The sequence below is a fragment of the Pleurocapsa sp. CCALA 161 genome (assembly GCF_003003995.1).
Taxonomy (GTDB): Bacteria; Cyanobacteriota; Cyanobacteriia; order Cyanobacteriales; family Xenococcaceae; genus Waterburya.
On record NZ_PVWF01000057.1, the window covers coordinates 1 to 18,570 of the forward strand.

The window sequence follows — 18,570 nt, forward strand, 5'->3', positions numbered from 1 at the left end:
AAACCGAGGCGGTATTCGCTGCGCTCAATACACCCGCCTCGGTTTTAGCGGGGGTCTCCACGGGAGGAGTCAGATGAATAAAAAATCAATTTTTTCTGCCACCGCCCACATGGCGAAAAAATCTGGCCATGGGCGGTGTGTTTTGTCCTTTTGCTTTGTTGAGCGAGTAGTTCATCACAATTCTCGCCAGGAGACTCATTGAATAACTATCAAACAACTCCCCTACAAAAATTTCCTAGGTAAATGAATTTACGCAAAATTGCTAGATTATTCCGAGAAACCTTTAAGGAGTGGCAAGAAGATAACGCATCTCGTATTGCAGCAGCTCTAGCCTATTACGCGGTTTTTTCTATTTCACCTTTATTAGTAATTGCGATCGCTATTGCTGGGACATTTTTTGGACAGCAAACCGCTCAAACACAAATTACCCAGCAGCTTACTGATTTGGTGGGAAAAGACGGAGTTCAACCTGTTTTGATGGCGCTAAATAATATTAACCAACCTGAAATCAAAGGAGTTGCCTCTTTGATTAGTATTGGCGTGCTGTTGCTTGGTGCTTCAGGTTTTTTTGCCCAACTACAGGATGCTCTCAATACAGTGTGGAAAGTAAAGCCACAGCCAGGACAAGGGATGAAAATATTTGTTCGTAAACGAATTTCCTCTTTTCTGATGGTGTTGGCGATCGGGTTTTTATTGATTTTATCGCTTATTTTGAGCGCAGTAGTCTCTACGTTAAGTAAATATCAGGTAGACTATCTGCCAGGTTCAACAATTCTCTGGGAAAATTTAGACTTGATTGTTTCTTTGGGCTTGATGACTTTTATTTTTGGCTTAATGTTCAAATATGTTCCCGATGCCAAAATTGTTTGGAAAGACGTTTTTGTCGGTTCTGTAATGACAGCCATACTATTTCTGTTTGGGAAGTTTTTACTGGGTGTATACCTAAGTAAAGGTAGTTTGGGTTCAGCCTATGGTGCTGCTGGTTCTCTAATTGTCTTACTGGCTTGGATTTATTATTCAGCGCAGATTATTTTGTTTGGGGCTGAATTTACTCAGGTATATTCGCGCATATATGGGTCAAAAATCAGACCATCAAAACATTCTCAGGTAAACGAATGATCGATCAATTTATGTTTATGTTGGAGTTGAAGAATTGCTAGACTGCGCCAGATAAATACCAAATAAAATTAAAACTAAGGCGATCGCATTAAAAATATTAATACCTTCGGCAAATATAACCCAGGCTAATAAAGCAGTGACCAAAGGTTTCAACAAAGCAAAAATGCCGACAAAACTAGCAGAGAATTGCTTGAGACTAAACACTAGCAAACCTTGCCCAAAAGTCTGACAAACTACCGCCAAAGCAATTACTGTTAACCAACCCTGAAGAGAAATTGGGAACAGTTGAGCATTGGTTAACAACAATACAGGCAAGATGATCAGCGAACCACTAGCACATCGCCAGAGCAATACCCGCTCTGTTGTACAACTTTGCTCGCGTAAATAACCAACGGTCAAAATGTTTACGCCATGTAAGGCAGCAGAAAGAAGCGCAATACCATCGCCAACTAGATAATCGTTACCTACTTGCAGATCGTCCCAACCTATCACCATTGCGCCGATTATTGCTAGAATCATGCCGATGATAAATTGGCTTTTAAACTGTTGTTTTAAGATTAGCCAAGCCCCTAAACTGATAAATAAGGGTGTTAGACTGCGTAGGACTGTTGAACTGGCAATACTAGTTTGAGTAAAAGATATTGCCCACAATAAGGCAGATGCAGTGGCGCTCAAGCTAGCTAAAAAAAGTAATCCTTGCTCTTGATAGTTAAATTTGGATTTAGTTAAGCTAGTTTCCTCGGCTTGAAAAGTGCTGATTAGCTGCCAACAGCTCACAATTATGCTGGAAATCCAGAGGCGATTAAAAATTATTGTGGTTGGATTAAGTTCTAACTCGCCAAGTTTAGTCAAGATGGGAGAAAAAGCTAGAGCGACAACAGCGATCGCCAAGATCACAAAACTGAAACCAGTTGTAATTAGATTGTTTTGAGATAAATTTTCATCTGCCTCCTGGGTTTTTTCAGAAGAAGTTAATAAACTAGTTTTATTCAAATCGAGGAAGCGTTAATTAAATATTGATAATTGCTTAATTTAATTTTAACCATAACATTTGTGAGTATGAATGCTAATCTATCTCGTCGCTCATCTATTTTGAATTCTGCAACGCCTCAATACGAGGCAAGCTAACTGAGTTAGAATAAGGCTCGTTGTAAAATAGGATTAATCTCTTAGATAAGCGCGATCGTGCTTATTGGAAAGAGTCGCTAGCAAACCGATCGACATCATTAAAATCAGCCCATGACCACTAATATAGCAACAGAAAGCTCAGCCGAAATTATTGAACTTACTCCAGATTTTAAAATTCCTGTGTTTCTAATTTTAGGAGCGGTGGGGTTTTCTTGGCTCTCATTGTGGTTGGCTGGTGCGATCGCCATTTTAGGTTTGTTTTTGACTATTCAAACATTTTTAATTAGACTTCAGTTTACCGATCAGGCTCTCAATGTCTTGCGAACAGGAAAAATAATTCGTAGTTTTCCTTATAGTGAATGGTTAAACTGGGAAATATTTTGGTCGCCAGTTCCTATTTTGTTTTATTTCAAAGAAGTTAACAGTATTCATTTTCTGCCAATTATTTTTAATTCCAAAACTCTCCAGGATTGTCTACACAGATACTATCCCCGTCATGAAAACTAAATCTAAATCAGTATAATCTCTTTAAATAAATTATTCTAATCAGCTTAGTAAGCTTATGAACTCTGACATCCCCTCTATTCCTGAATCTGAAAATTCTGAAACTATTATCTTTGAACCTGCTAAATCATCAAACACCTCAGCAGATGAACAGCCAGAAGTAACCTCAGATGCCGTCGAAGAGCAGATAACAGAAGTTTCCCTTGAGCCAGCAGCAGATTCAATTAACCTCCAAGAACTTGATTTAGCTGATACAACAACTTCTGAGTCGGTTGAGGCAACTTCAGAAGATAATGCTCTTAGTAATGACGATCAATTAAGCCAATCTTCAGATGAACCAGTCAAAGAAACAGAATTATTTGTCGATAGCTGGCTAGACGAGTCTGAAGCAGTTCAAGACAATTTGGACATTGCTGAATTGAGTGATATTCGTCAGTTAGAACAGCAAAAAGCCGAGCTACAGCGAGAAATTGCCGAACTTAAAGCACACAAGGAACAACTACTGTTACATCAAATTCGAGAAGCGCAAGAAAACCTGGGACGGATGATCGAAGAAGGGACTAGAGAATTAAAGGAGCGGAAAACAGCCTTAAGAATTGAAATTGAAAAATTAGAACGTCGTCAGCAAAGACTCAATCAAGAAATGCGCAGTAACTTTGCAGGTTCATCTAAAGAATTAGCAATTAGAGTTCAAGGCTTTAAAGAATATCTAGTTGGTAGTCTCCAAGATTTAGCCACTGCTGCTGAAAAACTAGAATTAGGCAGGACAGATGCTGCACCGACAAGAAAAATCAGAAACTCAGAACAGCCTCGCAGAGAAGATGAAAATAGAAATAGAAATAGAAACCGAGACAGAATCCGCAGCAATGCTGAACCCACCGCTCAGGCACAATTTTCTGAACCTACTTTTGCCGATCAAAGTAGACGTATTCGGCAGCTATTAGACAAATACTGCAACAGTCCCGACTATTATGGTTCTCCCTGGCAGTTACGCCGTACCTTTGATCAAAACCAGGCAAAAAAAGTTCAAGAGTGGTTTTTCTCTCAAGGAGGTAGGGGTGCAATAGATAGCACTGGTAGTCGTCTGCAAAATATTTTGGTTGCGTCAGCCATAATTTCTATTCTGCACGATTTATATCGCGATCGCACTCAGGTTCTAATCTTAACGGATACCCCAGAAAACTTAGGAGAATGGCGCAAAGGACTAGAGGATTGTCTGGGCATATCCCGTCGAGATTTTGGCGCAAATCGAGGTGTGGTCATGTTTGATTCTCCTGAGATCTTAGTACAGCGTGCCGAACGTCTACTTGCCGATAAATTATTACCAATCATTATCATCGATGAGACTGAAGCACAGTTAAACTTATCTGTACTCAAGTTTCCCATCTGGCTAGCCTTTGCCTCTAGCAATAAACCAAGGTCAGCTAATTATTTGTATTAAAGCAATGGGATTCATTCTAATAGTTTGAATTTACTTTGAATTTACTTTAAATTAATGAAAATCTGCCGACCAAACAGCCATATAAATACGGTCTTGCTGGTTGCGTTGAATAATACCCTGCAAATCTCCGACAGCGAAGTTGTAAACTGTTTGGCGACGTTGATACACTGCCTCTAATCCTCTTTCTAGATCGGGCTTGATTGGAGTCGCTGAAAGAGAAATTAAAGCAGCTTGTAATGTTTTCAAACTAGTTGAGGGAGGAACAGCTATTTCTGCTTGACGTAATTTGTAAGTTTGAGCATCCAAGAGATATCCTAGATCGATTCCCTGAGCAACAACATTTTTATAAGACCAAGCAACGCTGTTGTTCCAAAAACCAGGTTGACGCGAGACTGGTTCACCCAAAGCCTGAAGAATTTTTTGGTTTGAAGTGCCAACGGTAAAAATTACATTTTGAAAAGTACGCTCGATCCCATCATCTTTAGTCAAATCTTTAGTCAACCTCAGCTCATCTTTGGCTGGTAAAAGCGACTTTTCAGGAAACAGCTCGATTAAGTTCAGAGGTGGTCTTTCATCTAATTTAGCAGTAGGCTTCTGCCAACCCAAGGCACTGGCAACCAGTATCCCTAATAAAAACAATGCCCCAGTTTTCAGGGCAGATTTTTGCCTATTTCGCTTGGATAATTGAGTTGCCGAAGCAGATAGTAAAGCCGAGCGCATTTGTGCCGCCGAAGTAAATCGTCGCTCTGGTTGAGGTGAAATTGCCCGACTCAGCACCTCCATTAGATGATGGTGAATAAAAATTTCTGGAAAGTTAAAATCAACATTTAAAGGCGATCGCCCCGTGAGTAAATGAATTGCAGTTAAAGCTAAACTATAGAGATCATTGTTGTAGGTCGCTTGTCCCATTGCTTGCTCATAAGACATATATCCAGGAGTCCCAGCGATAACTTTTAGGTGTGGGCGATTATCTGGTGGACTTGCCCTAAAAGACTTGCTGTGCGTTGCACTCAAATGGTTGTAGGCTACGCCCTGCGGACTTGCTGCGTAACCGCGATCGCTAATTTGTTGGGCCACGCCAAAGTCAATCAACACAGGTAAATTATCATGACGCAACACAATGTTACTGGGTTTGAGATCGCGATGAACAATTCCCTGGCTGTGAATACACTCTAATATGGATAATAAGTGCAGTAGAATACTTTTGGTTTCTGATTCAGATAGCTTTTGTTGTTGGCGTAGCTTTTGTTCTAGAGTAATGCCAGGAATCCATTCTTGAACTAAATATAAAGAGCTACCATCTTGAAAATAATTATAAAATTGAGGGATTTGATCGTGTTTGCCACTTAACTGCTGGAGTATTTTTGCTTCCTGCTCAAACATAATTGCTCTAGTTTGCTTAACTCTGTGTGAACCAAAATTAAGATTGAGCCGTTTAACTATACATTTACGATGCTCTACAAAGTCCCTAGCTAAAAAAACCTGGTTATGATTGCTTCTTGTCAGTGATTTATAGAGATAATAGCGGTTGTCAATTAATTTATCTGGCAAACTTAAAGTAAGGTTGGTCATATCAAAGGGGATATCGCCATAGTATTTCTACTTAGTAAGTACGCTGAACGACTAAAATTGGTTTCAAATGAGTAATTAAACTAAATTTTGTAAATCTTGCTGCTAAATTGGGCTAAAAGTTGCCGATTAAATTAATTAAATTAAATGAATGAAGAATTAGAATTATTGCTTGACTTGGCATCTCGTCGGGGAATTAGCCACGCGGAAGTTTATCAGGTATCGTCTCAGTCTCAGCCAGTTTTTTTTGAAGGAAATCGGCTTAAGCAATTAGAAAGCTCTCAATCGATGGGGACAGCCTTAAGACTGTGGCAAGATTATCGCCCTGGTTTAGCTGTAGCCTATGGCAAAATTGAACCTGAATTATTAATTGATAAAGCGATCGCCTTATCTCAACTTAACGCACCAGAAATTATTGAGTTAGCACCACCCCGTCAAGTAACTTACGATTTAACTGGAGTGGGTGCATCGGTTCAAGATTTAATTGCCTATGGCGATCGCGCAATTACTCGATTACGGGAAGAATGTCCTGAATTAATCTGTTCGGCAGAATTAGAATTTGAACAAGAAAGTATTACTTTGCTCAATTCTCAAGGGCTATCTTGTCATTATTACGAGTCAGGTTTAAGTTATTCCCTTGGTGCAGAATTAATTCGGGGAGAAGATTTTCTCGGTATTTTTGACGGAGAGTATAGCAAAGAGAAATTAAACCTCGATCCCGTAATTGAGGGAATTATTCAGCGTTTGGATTGGGCAAAATATAATGTTAATCCTCCTCAGGGAAATATTCCCGTAATCCTCACGACTAATTCGGCAACTTTACTTTGGGAAACTGTTTCCTCAGCTTTAAATGCCAAAAGAGTTAAGGAAAAGTCTTCTCCCTGGAGTAATCTAAAGCAAGAGTTGGTTATCTCGGAACAAATTAGCTTATCTCAACAGCCAGAATTACAACCTTATGACTGTCCTTTTGATGATGAAGGTATGGCAACCCAGAAGCTAGATTTAATTACCAAGGGAGTCTTAAATCAATTCTATGGCGATCGCGCGATCGCTAGAGACTTAAACCTCAAACCGACAGGCAATGGCTTTCGTCCCGCTTTGGATAGTTATCCAAGCCCATCTTTAGTTAATTTAGTCGTCGCATCGGGTAAAGATTCTTTAGACGAGTTAATCACCAAACTAGATAACGGAATCATTGTCGATCAAATATTAGGAGGAGGTGCAGATATCAGTGGCGATTTTTCCGTGAACGTCGATCTTGGCTATCGGGTAGTTAATGGCAAGATTACAGGACGAGTTAAAGATACGGCGATCGCAGGTAACGTTTATCAAATCCTCAAACAAATTGTCGCTTTGGGCAATGACTCAATCTGGAATGGCTCTTGTTTCACTCCTTCTCTAATTGTTGAGGGTATTTCGGTAGTCGGCTAATGGACTCATGGTATGGTCGTACAAAATTAGCGGCGCGTTTTGAGTATAAAGATTCACACTCAAAAGCCGCCGCAGCTTAAAATAAAAATTGCTCTGCTCCTTTATGCTCAACTAGGTAATGCTTACGAATTTCTAGGAGCATATCAACAAGCGATCTCTTACTTTCAAAAGTCATTAGAGATTGCACGAGAAATAGGCGATCGCGATGGTATAAGTACTTCTTTGGTTAACTTAGGCAATGCTTACAATTTCCTAGAAGAATATCAACAGTCTTTAGAGATTAAAAAACAAATAGGCGATCGCAGAGGAGAAGCTAGCACTTGGTTTAATTTGGGAAATACTCGGAAAAACCTCCAACAAAACTCAGAAGCAAAAACAGCTTCTGAAAATGCGAGAAACTTATATCAAGCAGTGGGATTAGGTAAAGAAGTCGAAGATTGCGATCGGTCAATTCAAAATTTAGCTTAAAAGCCTCTTTAATTCAGCGTATATTTAAAGATTCTAAATGAAAAGAATGATTTTTGCGTAAGGGCGAATAGCGACGCGAAGCTAATCCTTTAGGGCATTCGCCCTTACAAGATGTGTCTTTAACCCGAACTGACGTTAGAGTACCCCAAGGGTAATCGGCAAGAGAAAGTCATTAATTTGGTTTAATTTGGAAATTGTTCAGAAAAACAGATAAAAATTAGTCTAATGCTGCCAAAAACCAAGTTGATTCTGCAAGCATTCCTCAGCGGTATAGTGATGGGTTTAGCACCCGCACCCTTTAATGCTTGGTATTTTGCCTGGTTTGCTTTAACTCCTCTATGGATCTTAATTAGACAACAAAAGTCCCTCCAGCAAATAGCTATTCTGGCTCTGGCTTGGGGGATTGGCTATGACGGATTAGCTTTATTTTGGATTACTGGGGTGCATCCGATGACTTGGATGGGAGTACCTTGGTTAGCTAGTTTAGCGATCGCTATTTTTTGCTGGGTTTTTATTACTTTATGGGGTGCAGGAGTTGTAGTTAGTTGGGCAGTTTTATTCGGCTTAATTACTCAGAAATTAAATAACAAAAATGTTTTAAATAGTTTAATAAAAGTTTTAATTGGCGCAGCTTTATGGTGTGGTCTAGAGACATTATGGACTCATACGCCTTTGTGGTGGCCAGCGATCGCCTATACTCAAAGTCCGCATAATTTAATCATCCTGCAACTAGGCAAGCTATCAGGAGTTAATACCGTTGCTGCGGTAATAATTATGGTCAATGGTTTACTAGCAGAGGCAATTTTAGCTTGGCGTAGATATCCTAGTTTTAAACACAAAATATTATTAATTACCGCTCCTCTAGTTATCTTAATTATTAGCCATGTATTAGGTTTTTATTTATATCAAATACCTGTAAGTAAAGATAATTTAGCACCATTAAAAGTTGGTATCATTCAAGGCAATATTCCCAATGAAATCAAGCTATTTTCTGAAGGTTGGCGTAGGGCGATCGCTGGCTACACTTCTGGCTATCAAAGATTAGCTAAACAAGGGGTTGATGTTGTTCTCACTCCTGAAGGAGCATTACCTTTTTACTGGGAGGATATTATTAATGATTCTAGTTTTTATCAGGCTGTAATTGCCGAACAAGTTCCTGCATGGGTGGGAGCAAACGGTAGAGACGGCAACAGCTACACCAACAGTATCTTTACCCTAACAGCGGACGGTCAAACCTATAGTCGCTACGATAAGTATAAACTTGTTCCTTTAGGGGAATATATTCCTTTTGAATCAGTTGTCGGTAAATTAATCGATCGCCTATCGCCGTTAAATGCTCATCTGGCAGCAGGTAAACCAAACCAAATCTTCGATACTCCTTTTGGTCGTGCCATAATTGCTATCTGTTACGAATCAGCATTTCCTCAGCATTTTCTGCGCCAGGCACAAGCAGGGGGCGAGTTTATTATTACCGCCTCCAATAATGCTCATTATAGTAAAACTATGCCCACCCAACATCATGCCCATGATGTCATGCGGGCGATAGAAAGCGATCGCTGGGCTGCTAGAGCAACTAATACAGGGTATAGTGCGATCGTCGATCCTCACGGCAAGACTCTGTGGATTTCCGCCATAGATCGCTATGTCATTCATGCAGATACTATTTATCGTCGGCAAAACAAAACGCTATATGTGCGTTGGGGAGATTGGTTAACACCGACATTAATCTTATTTAGTGGGTTATCAATGTGGTGGAGTCAGATTCGCTCTAATTCAACCTAAATTTTAATTTGAATACTTAGCTTTTAACTTCAACGATCGCCAATTCGTCAAAATCGTGCAATCTTCTCAAATAATTTTGTAAATTAGCTAAATTTATGGAGTCTACAAAAAGATATTATGTAGCAATGCCATATTTATCGATCGTTATATATGTCTTCTGAATCCCCCAGTCATTGTTCTGAGGATGAGAATCCCAATCAGACTGATGCAGACTTGTTTTTGCGACTACAAAATGGCGAAACCGATGCTCTAGCTATTTTGTATGATCGCCATGCTGCCTTAGTCTATGGGATAGCATTGCATTTATTAACTAATACAACCGAAGCAGAAGACTTAACTCAAGATATTTTTCTGATTCTAACTAAGCAATCCGCCTACGATCCTCAGCGAGGAAGTTTACGCACATACCTAAGCATTTTAACGCGATCGCGCGCCTTAGATCGCCTGAGAACCAGCACCAGAAGACAACAAAAACTTCGTTATCAAGCAGTCAATGAACATGAGCAAGTATTGTTTATAAATCCCATCGAAGAGGCTGCTCAATTAGAACGATCGCAAGAAGTTCTCGAGGCTTTAGAACAGCTATCAACAAAAGAACGAGAAGTATTAAGAATGGCGTACTATCAAGGATTAAGCCAGGCAGAAATTGCGACAAGATTAAGTACGGCTCTGGGAACAGTGAAGTCGAGAACCCGTCGGGGTTTACTTAAATTACGTCAGGCTCTAAGCAATTCTAGGAGGCAATCATAACATGTCAACACTACCTCCAGAATGCGAACAGTTATTAGTTTCGGGATACGTATTGGGCAATTTGAGTCCTGCCGAAGCTTTACTGTTTAACGAAATGTTGGCTGATAATCACCAGCTTGCTGAACAGGTTGAAGCAATGCAGCAGACATTAGATCTGGTCTATAATCCCCATCAAGTGCCTCCCCCTGATAGTTTACGAGAGCGCATTTTAGCTGTGGCTAATACTCAACAGATAGCGCCTACAGCAAAACCCTCAAGTAAGATTAGAGCGACTACATCTAGCAAATTATCAAAAATATTCGGAGCGATCGCGCTATTGACAATCGCCTTTTTAAGTATTGCCAACTATCGACTGTGGCGTTCTGTGCAAACGGCAGATATAGCCAAAGTGAGCGATCAAAAAACCTATTTACTTGAGGGCAAAGATTTCCCTAGAACACAAGCCAAGCTGATAGTTAATCCTAATCAGTTGAAAGCTACTTTGATTGCCCAAAACCTACCTCCCTTACCTCCAAATAAGGTCTATGCATTATGGACAGTGGTGGGCAAAGATGTTCCCTATACTACCGATCAAAAAGGCGCGATTTTGACCGCCGTTTTTCAGGTGAACAAGGCAGGAAATTTTGCCCAAGAAGTTGCTGTACCTCAACCCCATCTTGAATCAAGAACGATTAAGAAAATTGCTCTGACTGTGGAAGATATTTCTGCACCACAAAATCATACAGGTTCAATTTTTATGGCTACGGGAGATTAGTATAACCTGAGTTCGGGATTAGCTCAAATCCTTATTTTGAAGGTATTTAAAAAATACTATTTTCCGTTCTTCTTTCATAGTAGAGTTGCATCCAAACTATCTCAAAAGCTTGGAGCTTAGAGCTTACAGCTTACAGCTATCTCCACCAATTAATCTGCTTAACCCGAACTCAGGTTAGTATAGTCATTCTGACGGGGTGACGACCTCCAAAATCTATAAATTACCAGCAATTTAGCGTAATTTATAACTTACATGGTAATACAACCAATATTTTGTGCAAAGAATAAAGATTGAGAATAATCTTTAGCTAAATCAATTTCTTTGAGTTCCCACCCATATTCAAAGATCTCGTCTATTGGCAGCATCTTTCCTTCAGTAGTCATAAACTTATGATCTTTAGTGGCGTGGATAGTTACTCCGTTGTCTAAAGTATAGGCAAATATTTCTTGTTGACCGCGATCGTGCCATTGGACTATTGGTTGAGTATAGACAAAACCGTTTTGATCGATAGTGTAAACATTACATTCAATCTGTTCGCTCACTATTTTGCCAATCGGCAATGCGCCATATTCCACGGTTTGAATTTCCGTATCGTAACTTAAACAGTATTCGGCAAATTTAAGCATCTGCTTAAATAAATCTTCAGCAACCGCCTGGGACACACCATTTTTAGCTGAACCATCGATGAATTTTTCAGTATGCTTTTTCATTTCATCAACTTTCTTTTTACCCATTGCCCGCCTGAGCAAATCCGCTTCTCCCAAAGAATAGCCTGCTAACTCTTGAGCAATTTTCATAATTTGCTCTTGATAAACCATTACGCCATAGGTTTCTTTGAGAATTGATTCTAGTAAAGGGTGTTGATAACTCACTTTTTCTCGCCCGTGTTTGCGATCGATAAAGATGGGAATCAGACCTGCATCCAATGGGCCAGGGCGATATAGCGCAGAGATAGAAGAAAGATCTTCAATGCCAGAGGGTTTTAAGTCTCTGGTAATTTGCTTCATGCCGTCGGATTCTAGTTGAAAAATTCCTTCTAGATTTCCTGCGCGGAATAGCTTATGGGTTTCTTGAATATCTGCGGGTAATTTCTTTTGCTTGCCTTTAGCAATAATCTCTAGGGCTTTCCTTTCATCTAAAGGTATTTGATCTAAATCTAAAGTTATTCCTTTGGTTTTCTGCACTAAACCTGCTGCACGCTGAATAGTGGTGAGGTTTTTTAAGCCCAGAAAGTCCATCTTCAACAGACCCATTGCCTCAACATCTTCCATATAGTATTGAGTAATGACCGACCCATCATTATTTTTCTGTAGGGGGACAATTTCATCCAAAGGTTGCGAAGAAATGACTACTCCCGCAGCATGAACTCCAAAGGTTTTATTCGTCCCTTCGATCCGAATTGCCATATCAACCCAATTGCGAATTGTGACTGAACCCACTTCTTTTTTATTGTCGTCATAAACGGGGATAGTTTCGTGTTCGTAAGCCTGTTTGAATGCCGGTTCAGGGGTTTTATCGGAGATCATTACGTTGAGTTTAGTAGGTTTACCTCGCACCACAGGAATCATTTTGGCAATACGATTTTGATCGCCAAAGTCCACCCCCAACACCCGCCCCACATCTTTTAGTACCGCCTTGGAAGTCATGCGGTTAAAAGTGATAATTTGGGCTACGTTTGCCTCACCATACTTTTGCGTGACGTATTTAATCATATCGGCACGGCGATCTGGGCAGAAATCCGTATCTACATCGGGCATAGATTTGCGTTCTGGATTAAGGAAGCGCTCAAACAGCAAACCGTGATGTATGGGGTCAATGTTAGTAATTTTCAGGCAATATGCCACCAAAGAACCCGCAGCACTCCCTCGACCAGGCCCTACAGGAATATTATTATCCCTAGCGTATTTAATATAGTCCCAAACGACTAAAAAGTAAGTGGAAAAACCTTTTTCCTGCATCACCCTCAGTTCAACTTCGATTCGCTGCATATATTCAGCAGGAACTTCATTGTGATTGCGACATTTGAGTCTTTCCAGCAAACCTTGACGAGTAACTTCTTCTAAATAACTATTGGCGGTATGCCCCGCAGGTACTGGATAATCGGGTATACGAGGCTCACCCAAGATATTATAAGGCTCAATTTTATCAGCTACCTCAACAGTAGTCGCGATCGCCTCGGCAATTACTTCATCTTCTAAATGATCACGGAATAATAACCTCATTTCAGCTGCCGACTTGAGATACTCTGTCCCGCTATAGCGCAGCCGTTTTTCATCAGTAATCCGCTTTTGGGTCAAAATACACAAGAGGGCATCATGGGCTTCTACGTCATAACAGGAAATAAAGTGGGAATCATTGGTGGCAACGATCTTAATTCCTAACTTACGAGCAATTTTGACAATTGCCACATTCACCATGCGATCTTCTGGCGAACCATGATCCTGGATTTCTAAGTAATAATCCTCACCAAATACATCTTGATACCATTTAGCAACCTCTTCAGCATGAGCAAAATTTCCTTGTAAAATTGCCTGGGGTACTTCTCCTCCCAAGCAAGCGCTAGTAATAATTAGTCCTTCATGATATTGCTTGAGCAGTTCTTTGTTAATACAAGGACGAGCAAAGATGCCGCTACCCTGATAGCCTTTGAGATGGGAAATCGTGGTTAGCTTGACCAGATTTTTGTAACCTTGGGTATTTTTTGCCAGTACTACCTGATGATACTTGCGGTGGCGTTTTTTCTTCTCGGTAATATTGACCTCAATGTCGCCGTTGATCACATACATCTCGTTGCCAATGATGGGCTTAATCCCTTTGCGACGACACACTTTAATCAATTCGATCGCCCCATACATGACCCCGTGATCTGTAAGAGCGATCGCTGGCATGTCCAATTCTAAACAGCGATCGACTAATTGCGGAATCTGAGACGCGCCATCAAGTAAGCTATAGTCGCTATGAATATGTAAGCCAACAAAAGACATAAAGCAGTAATTAGGGAACAGTAGGCAGATTTTAATTATCGATGATTTGTTCTAGTTCTGGGAATGAGGAGTAAGAATATTTAAGGTTTTGGTTGAAGGGAGGGTAGTAGCTAAAAAACTCGTTACTCTTGACGAGTTACTCCCAGCTTGTTAACCAATCATTAATTGACAACCAAGGGATTGAATAGAGATGTTCAAAAGTCCCATCAAGTAAATTTTATTCATTTTGACAAACAGTACATCAAGTTTTGATAAACTTTTTCCCTAGCTATTTACTCTCATGAAAATTGCTAATCGCGATCAATCTAAGTATAATCAACACCTTACTTAAATATTTCAGCAAAATCTTCAAAATTAGCAGTTTTTCTTATCACTAAAGACTATGGTAATATAAATGTATTCTCGGTATTTGCCTAAGCGAAAATACTGATAGTAATTGTCTTTTATTGGTTGATTTAAGATGTCTTTTGCAATATTAGGAAAACTCAGCAAAATTTTATCGATGCTTTCTCCTTTTATTGTCTTAGCGGGGATCGTAGTTTTACAGAGTCAAGAATACAAAAAGTCAGTACAAAAACTCAATGATGCTGATTACCTAGCACAAGAACAAGAGCATGTAAAACGAGTTGATTGGCAACAACGAACATCTCACCTAGACTTTGATAATCTCAAAGCTAATTGGACATATTTAGACTTTATTCAATATTTTGGCAATGGGAATGCCAGAGAAACTATCGGTTATGAACTAGTCCCAGAGTACTTTGAAACCATAACTAATATTGATCCTCGTTTTACCAGCGCTTATCTTAATCTTTCCATCGCCAATTCGATGTATGCAGGATATCCAGAAAAAACGATCGCTTTAATGGAAGAAGTATTAAAATCTGTAGATCCCAAATCAGAACAGGCTGCCTTACTGTGGACTTCCAAAGGGTTAGATGAACTATTATTTATGGGAGATAAACAAGCGGCGATCGAGTCTTATCAAATGGCGACAAAATGGCAGTCTTTAACCGAGACAAAGCAACCAAATAATTTAACTATTCAAGATTTAGAATTAGCCTTAAAAGATACTAATGCAATAGATCTCAAACAAGCGCAGATCAGAGCTTGGTCTACTGTCTTAGCTTACGTTAAAGACATACCTAGACAGCGAGAAATCATGGCTAAAATTTCCCATCTTAAAACAGAATTAGTAGTTTTAGAACAAGCTGATCATCCTCAGCCTGAAATAACTTTTTCTAACTCTAATTAATTGAGGACAGAACTAGCTAACCAATAAATTAAGGGAGATAAAGCGATCGCTGGTAACAAAGAAGCTACTCTGATCTTAGCTATTTCTAACAAATTACAGCCAATTGCCATAATCATTAGACCACCAATTCCCGTAATACTTAGCAAGTAAGGATTATGTTCCGCTTGGGCTACTTGAACTACATTACTACCAACTAAACCAACTATTAAAGATAAACTTCCTTGATACAACAAAATAATCAGGGCTGAAAAACCAACTCCCACACCATAAATATTGGCCAGGGCAACCGAAATAACTCCGTCCATGGTTGCCTTTAAAATTAATAGAGTATCATCGCCCCTCAGACCATTATCAAAACTACCAATTAGCGTCATCGGCCCAACACAAAACAACAAACTACTAGCTACAAATCCTTCGGTAAATAATCCTTGACCTTTAAATTTGCGCTTGAGCCAATTTCCCAATGCAGTCAAGCTTTCTTCAATTCCTAATAACTCCCCCAAAACACCACCGAAAGCGATCGCCAATAGACCTAATACTGCACCATTAATTCCTCCCGCCTGAACTTGCCCCATACTGTTTGCCATGGTGATACCAATCCAGAGAGTCAGTAAACCAATCCCTTGAGTGATAATCGTCTGTATTTTTACGGCAAGACGATCTTTGAGTAGTAAACCCAAACTAGTTCCTAAAAGTACCGTGAAAACGTTAATCCAAGTGCCACTAGTTTGATCCCAGAAACCTAAATTAGTCATAGTCCTGATTATGAGCTTACTGAAGTGGGAGTTGAGATATGTTCTTCAGTGGAAATACTATTTCTTTTCAAAGCTGCTCGAACTAACCCTAAAAATAGTGGGTGGGGATTATTTGGACGAGAACGAAACTCTGGATGAAATTGAGTCGCGATAAAGAAAGGATGACTGGGCATTTCAATTATTTCTACCAAACGTCCATCAGGAGATGTTCCGCTGATCTCGTAGTTGGTTTCTAATAGCAGGCTGCGATAAGCATTATTAAACTCATATCGATGACGATGACGCTCATAAATCACTTCATTTTGATATAGAGAGTAAGCTAGAGTATCTGATTTTAAACGACAAGGATATATTCCTAGACGCATAGTACCCCCTAGATCGATGACATCTTGTTGTTCGGGTAAAATATTAATCACGGGATTAGCTGTTTCCGAGTCAAATTCGGCGCTATTAGCATCCGCTAGTTTTGCTACATTACGCGCCCATTCAATTGCACAACACTGCATTCCCAGACACAAACCCAAAAAGGGCAAATTGGTCGAACGAGCATATTCAATCGCTGCTACCTTACCGTCTACCCCGCGAATACCAAAGCCACCAGGGACAATCACAGCACCTACATCATGCAAATACTTAGCTGCGCCATCAGCTTCGATATCTTCGGCACTGATCCAGCGCAGATTAACCTCACAGTCTGCCTCGATCGCTCCGTGTCCCAAAGCTTCTACCACCGATAAATAAGCGTCGCTAAGTCGGATATATTTACCAACAATCGCCACTATAATCTTAGTGCGAGGGGAATTCATCTTAATCACTAAGCTGCGCCAGTCTTTTAAGTCTGGTTCTCGCTGTTCAAGCTGTAATAATTCGATGGTTCTTTGGGCTAATCCTTCCTGTTCTAAAATGAGAGGCACTTCATAAATGGTACTGGCATCAAGAGAAGTAACGACAGAATTGACCTCTACATCACAAAATTCGGCAATTTTTTCTTTAATTCCAGGAAATAAAGGGCGATCGCTACGACAAACTAAAACATCGGGCTGAATCCCAATAGAGCGTAGTTCTTTGACTGAATGCTGAGTCGGCTTGGTTTTCATTTCTCCCGCAGCGGGTATCCAGGGAATCAGCGTAACGTGCATATAAACAACATTGTTTCTGCCCACATCTTTACGAAATTGACGAATTGCTTCCATAAAAGGCAGAGATTCAATATCCCCTACCGTACCGCCAATTTCTGTCAGCACTACATCTGAGTTGGTATTCTTGGCCACTCGATGAATTCTTTCCTTAATTTCGTTAGTAATATGGGGAATTACCTGAACCGTCCCCCCTTCATAATCTCCTCTTCTTTCTTTGTTAATTACTGCCTGATAAATCGATCCTGTCGTGACGCTATTCAGACGGGACATAGAAGTATCCGTAAAACGTTCATAATGTCCTAGATCGAGGTCAGTTTCTGCCCCATCGTCGGTAACAAAGACTTCCCCATGTTGATAGGGACTCATGGTGCCAGGATCGACATTGATATAGGGATCGAGCTTCAAAATCGAGACGGAATAGTTGCGCGACTTTAACAACCGACCTAAACTAGCTGCTACAATCCCTTTACCGATACTTGAGACTACTCCGCCAGTAATAAACACAAATTTAGTCATAATTCATAATATTTCACCATACTTACTGCTTGATCATCATCGCTAATTTCTCTCAGCCAGATACGGTAGAGTACGGCGCTTAACTGACGCTAGTTGAATAATTTTGCTCTTGATCAACGCTCAGAAAGACAACGCTGACATACGATATACAGACTCATCAGGCAACGTAATACGCAAATTTTAGAGATTAAACTTAACGTCTCCAAGTTAATAACCTTACTGGAAACAGCAAGTAAATACAAGTCCAAACCAGGGGCATTAATAACTATTTTAATCACTATTTTGCCTGAGCTGATTTACTCATTAACTTGCCAGCTAGCAGCCAAGTAATCTCGGATCTCAAAAAAATCATGCCATTGAACATAAGGCTTATTTTCAGTATCCAAATAATGCTTAAGGCGATCGCGAGCAAACACCAAATCCGCAGCCAGAGACATGTTAATATCTGTTACAGAATCGCCGATCGCGATTTTTTCTTCGGCTGAATACTGCGCCATGATGATCGCCTTAGCTACAAACTCCGTATCGCTAGAAATTTCGCAATAAGGCTGCAAAAAATCGCCTGTAATGTCAACTTCTCCTGCATAGATAGCTGTAACGCCAGCCATCAACTGCTGATGTTCTAAAACTGTCTTAACCATGCCTGTTAATCCTCCCGAAATAACCACAAAGGGAATTGTCTGACTATTAAGAAATTCTATAAATTCTTTGAGTCCTGGACGTACTGGTTGCGTCGCCATAAACCTAATTATGGCTGGATAATCGCGGGTGGAAATTGCGCCTAAAATATTGTTCAAACCTTCTTTGAGGCTGATTTTTCGTTGAAAGATTGCGGGTAAAAACTGAGCTGTTGCTTGGGGAGCAAATTTTTCGATGACGCTGACAAAAGTATCTTTAGTGGTAATTGTGCCATCGAAATCACAGAAAACAACTCGTGAAGAATTCATTATTATTAATAGAATGATGAGATCAGCC

At 40.0% G+C, this 18,570-nt stretch carries 16 protein-coding genes; 10 read left to right on the forward strand and 6 right to left on the reverse strand.

Going from position 1 to position 18,570, the window contains the following annotated elements:
• Positions 1-202, forward strand: a 202-nt coding sequence (locus C7B62_RS26560; protein ID WP_233219969.1) for a hypothetical protein, incomplete at its 5' end; no start/stop codon positions are given.
• Between the two features lie 41 nt (positions 203-243).
• Positions 244-1,119: a YihY/virulence factor BrkB family protein gene (locus C7B62_RS14365; protein ID WP_106237562.1), complete on the forward strand. Its 876-nt coding sequence runs from the start codon at positions 244-246 to the stop codon at positions 1,117-1,119.
• 15 nt (positions 1,120-1,134) lie between these two features.
• Here C7B62_RS14365 and C7B62_RS14370 read toward each other — a convergent pair whose 3' ends face one another.
• The gene (locus C7B62_RS14370; RefSeq protein WP_106237565.1) at positions 1,135-2,112 is read right to left on the reverse strand and encodes a DMT family transporter; all 978 of its coding nucleotides are present in this window, start codon (positions 2,110-2,112) and stop codon (positions 1,135-1,137) included.
• A 246-nt stretch (positions 2,113-2,358) separates the two neighbouring features.
• Between C7B62_RS14370 and C7B62_RS14375 the strand changes: the two genes are divergently transcribed.
• A complete protein-coding gene (locus C7B62_RS14375; protein ID WP_106237569.1) occupies positions 2,359-2,754 on the forward strand; it encodes a DUF3119 family protein in 396 nt (131 codons plus the stop codon).
• 55 nt (positions 2,755-2,809) lie between these two features.
• Positions 2,810-4,192, forward strand: coding sequence for a DUF3086 domain-containing protein (locus C7B62_RS14380; RefSeq protein WP_106237572.1), 1,383 nt, complete (start codon positions 2,810-2,812; stop codon positions 4,190-4,192).
• Positions 4,193-4,243: 51 nt separating this feature from the next.
• Here C7B62_RS14380 and C7B62_RS14385 read toward each other — a convergent pair whose 3' ends face one another.
• Complete coding sequence (locus C7B62_RS14385; protein ID WP_106237580.1) at positions 4,244-5,764, reverse strand: serine/threonine-protein kinase; 1,521 nt, start codon at positions 5,762-5,764, stop codon at positions 4,244-4,246.
• Positions 5,765-5,908: 144 nt separating this feature from the next.
• On the opposite strand from C7B62_RS14385, the gene C7B62_RS14390 reads away from it, so the two are divergent.
• From C7B62_RS14390 to C7B62_RS14410, 5 genes are all read left to right on the forward strand, one after another.
• Positions 5,909-7,192 (forward strand): TldD/PmbA family protein, encoded by a 1,284-nt coding sequence (locus C7B62_RS14390; RefSeq protein ID WP_106237584.1) that lies wholly within the window; start codon positions 5,909-5,911, stop codon positions 7,190-7,192.
• Between the two features lie 39 nt (positions 7,193-7,231).
• Positions 7,232-7,660 carry a tetratricopeptide repeat protein gene (locus tag C7B62_RS14395; RefSeq protein WP_106237587.1) on the forward strand — a complete coding sequence of 143 codons (429 nt, stop codon included), beginning with the start codon at positions 7,232-7,234 and terminating at the stop codon, positions 7,658-7,660.
• A gap of 225 nt (positions 7,661-7,885) precedes the next feature.
• Positions 7,886-9,442, forward strand: a complete 1,557-nt coding sequence (gene lnt, locus C7B62_RS14400; protein WP_199194203.1) for an apolipoprotein N-acyltransferase — start codon at positions 7,886-7,888, stop codon at positions 9,440-9,442.
• A gap of 150 nt (positions 9,443-9,592) precedes the next feature.
• The gene (locus C7B62_RS14405) at positions 9,593-10,192 is read left to right on the forward strand and encodes a sigma-70 family RNA polymerase sigma factor (protein WP_106237591.1); all 600 of its coding nucleotides are present in this window, start codon (positions 9,593-9,595) and stop codon (positions 10,190-10,192) included.
• Between the two features lies 1 nt (position 10,193).
• Positions 10,194-10,946 carry an anti-sigma factor gene (locus tag C7B62_RS14410; RefSeq protein WP_106237594.1) on the forward strand — a complete coding sequence of 251 codons (753 nt, stop codon included), beginning with the start codon at positions 10,194-10,196 and terminating at the stop codon, positions 10,944-10,946.
• A gap of 248 nt (positions 10,947-11,194) precedes the next feature.
• On the opposite strand, the gene C7B62_RS14415 is transcribed toward C7B62_RS14410, so the two are convergent.
• A complete protein-coding gene (locus C7B62_RS14415; RefSeq protein ID WP_106237597.1) occupies positions 11,195-13,930 on the reverse strand; it encodes a DNA polymerase III subunit alpha in 2,736 nt (911 codons plus the stop codon).
• 460 nt (positions 13,931-14,390) lie between these two features.
• Here C7B62_RS14415 and C7B62_RS14420 point away from each other — a divergent pair, with 460 nt between their 5' ends.
• The gene (locus tag C7B62_RS14420) at positions 14,391-15,185 is read left to right on the forward strand and encodes a hypothetical protein (protein ID WP_106237601.1); all 795 of its coding nucleotides are present in this window, start codon (positions 14,391-14,393) and stop codon (positions 15,183-15,185) included.
• Here the strand turns inward: C7B62_RS14420 and C7B62_RS14425 are convergent.
• The 3 genes from C7B62_RS14425 to C7B62_RS14435 form a co-directional block, all read right to left on the reverse strand.
• On the reverse strand, positions 15,182-15,940 hold the full coding sequence (locus C7B62_RS14425) for a DUF554 domain-containing protein (RefSeq protein ID WP_106237604.1): 759 nt from the start codon (positions 15,938-15,940) through the stop codon (positions 15,182-15,184). The two genes, C7B62_RS14420 and C7B62_RS14425, sit on opposite strands and share 4 nt — an antisense overlap.
• Before the next feature lie 8 nt (positions 15,941-15,948).
• Positions 15,949-17,595, reverse strand: a complete 1,647-nt coding sequence (locus C7B62_RS14430) for a CTP synthase (RefSeq protein WP_106237607.1) — start codon at positions 17,593-17,595, stop codon at positions 15,949-15,951.
• A 296-nt stretch (positions 17,596-17,891) separates the two neighbouring features.
• On the reverse strand, positions 17,892-18,542 hold the full coding sequence (locus C7B62_RS14435) for an MtnX-like HAD-IB family phosphatase (RefSeq protein ID WP_106237611.1): 651 nt from the start codon (positions 18,540-18,542) through the stop codon (positions 17,892-17,894).
• Between the last annotated feature and the right edge of the window lie 28 nt (positions 18,543-18,570).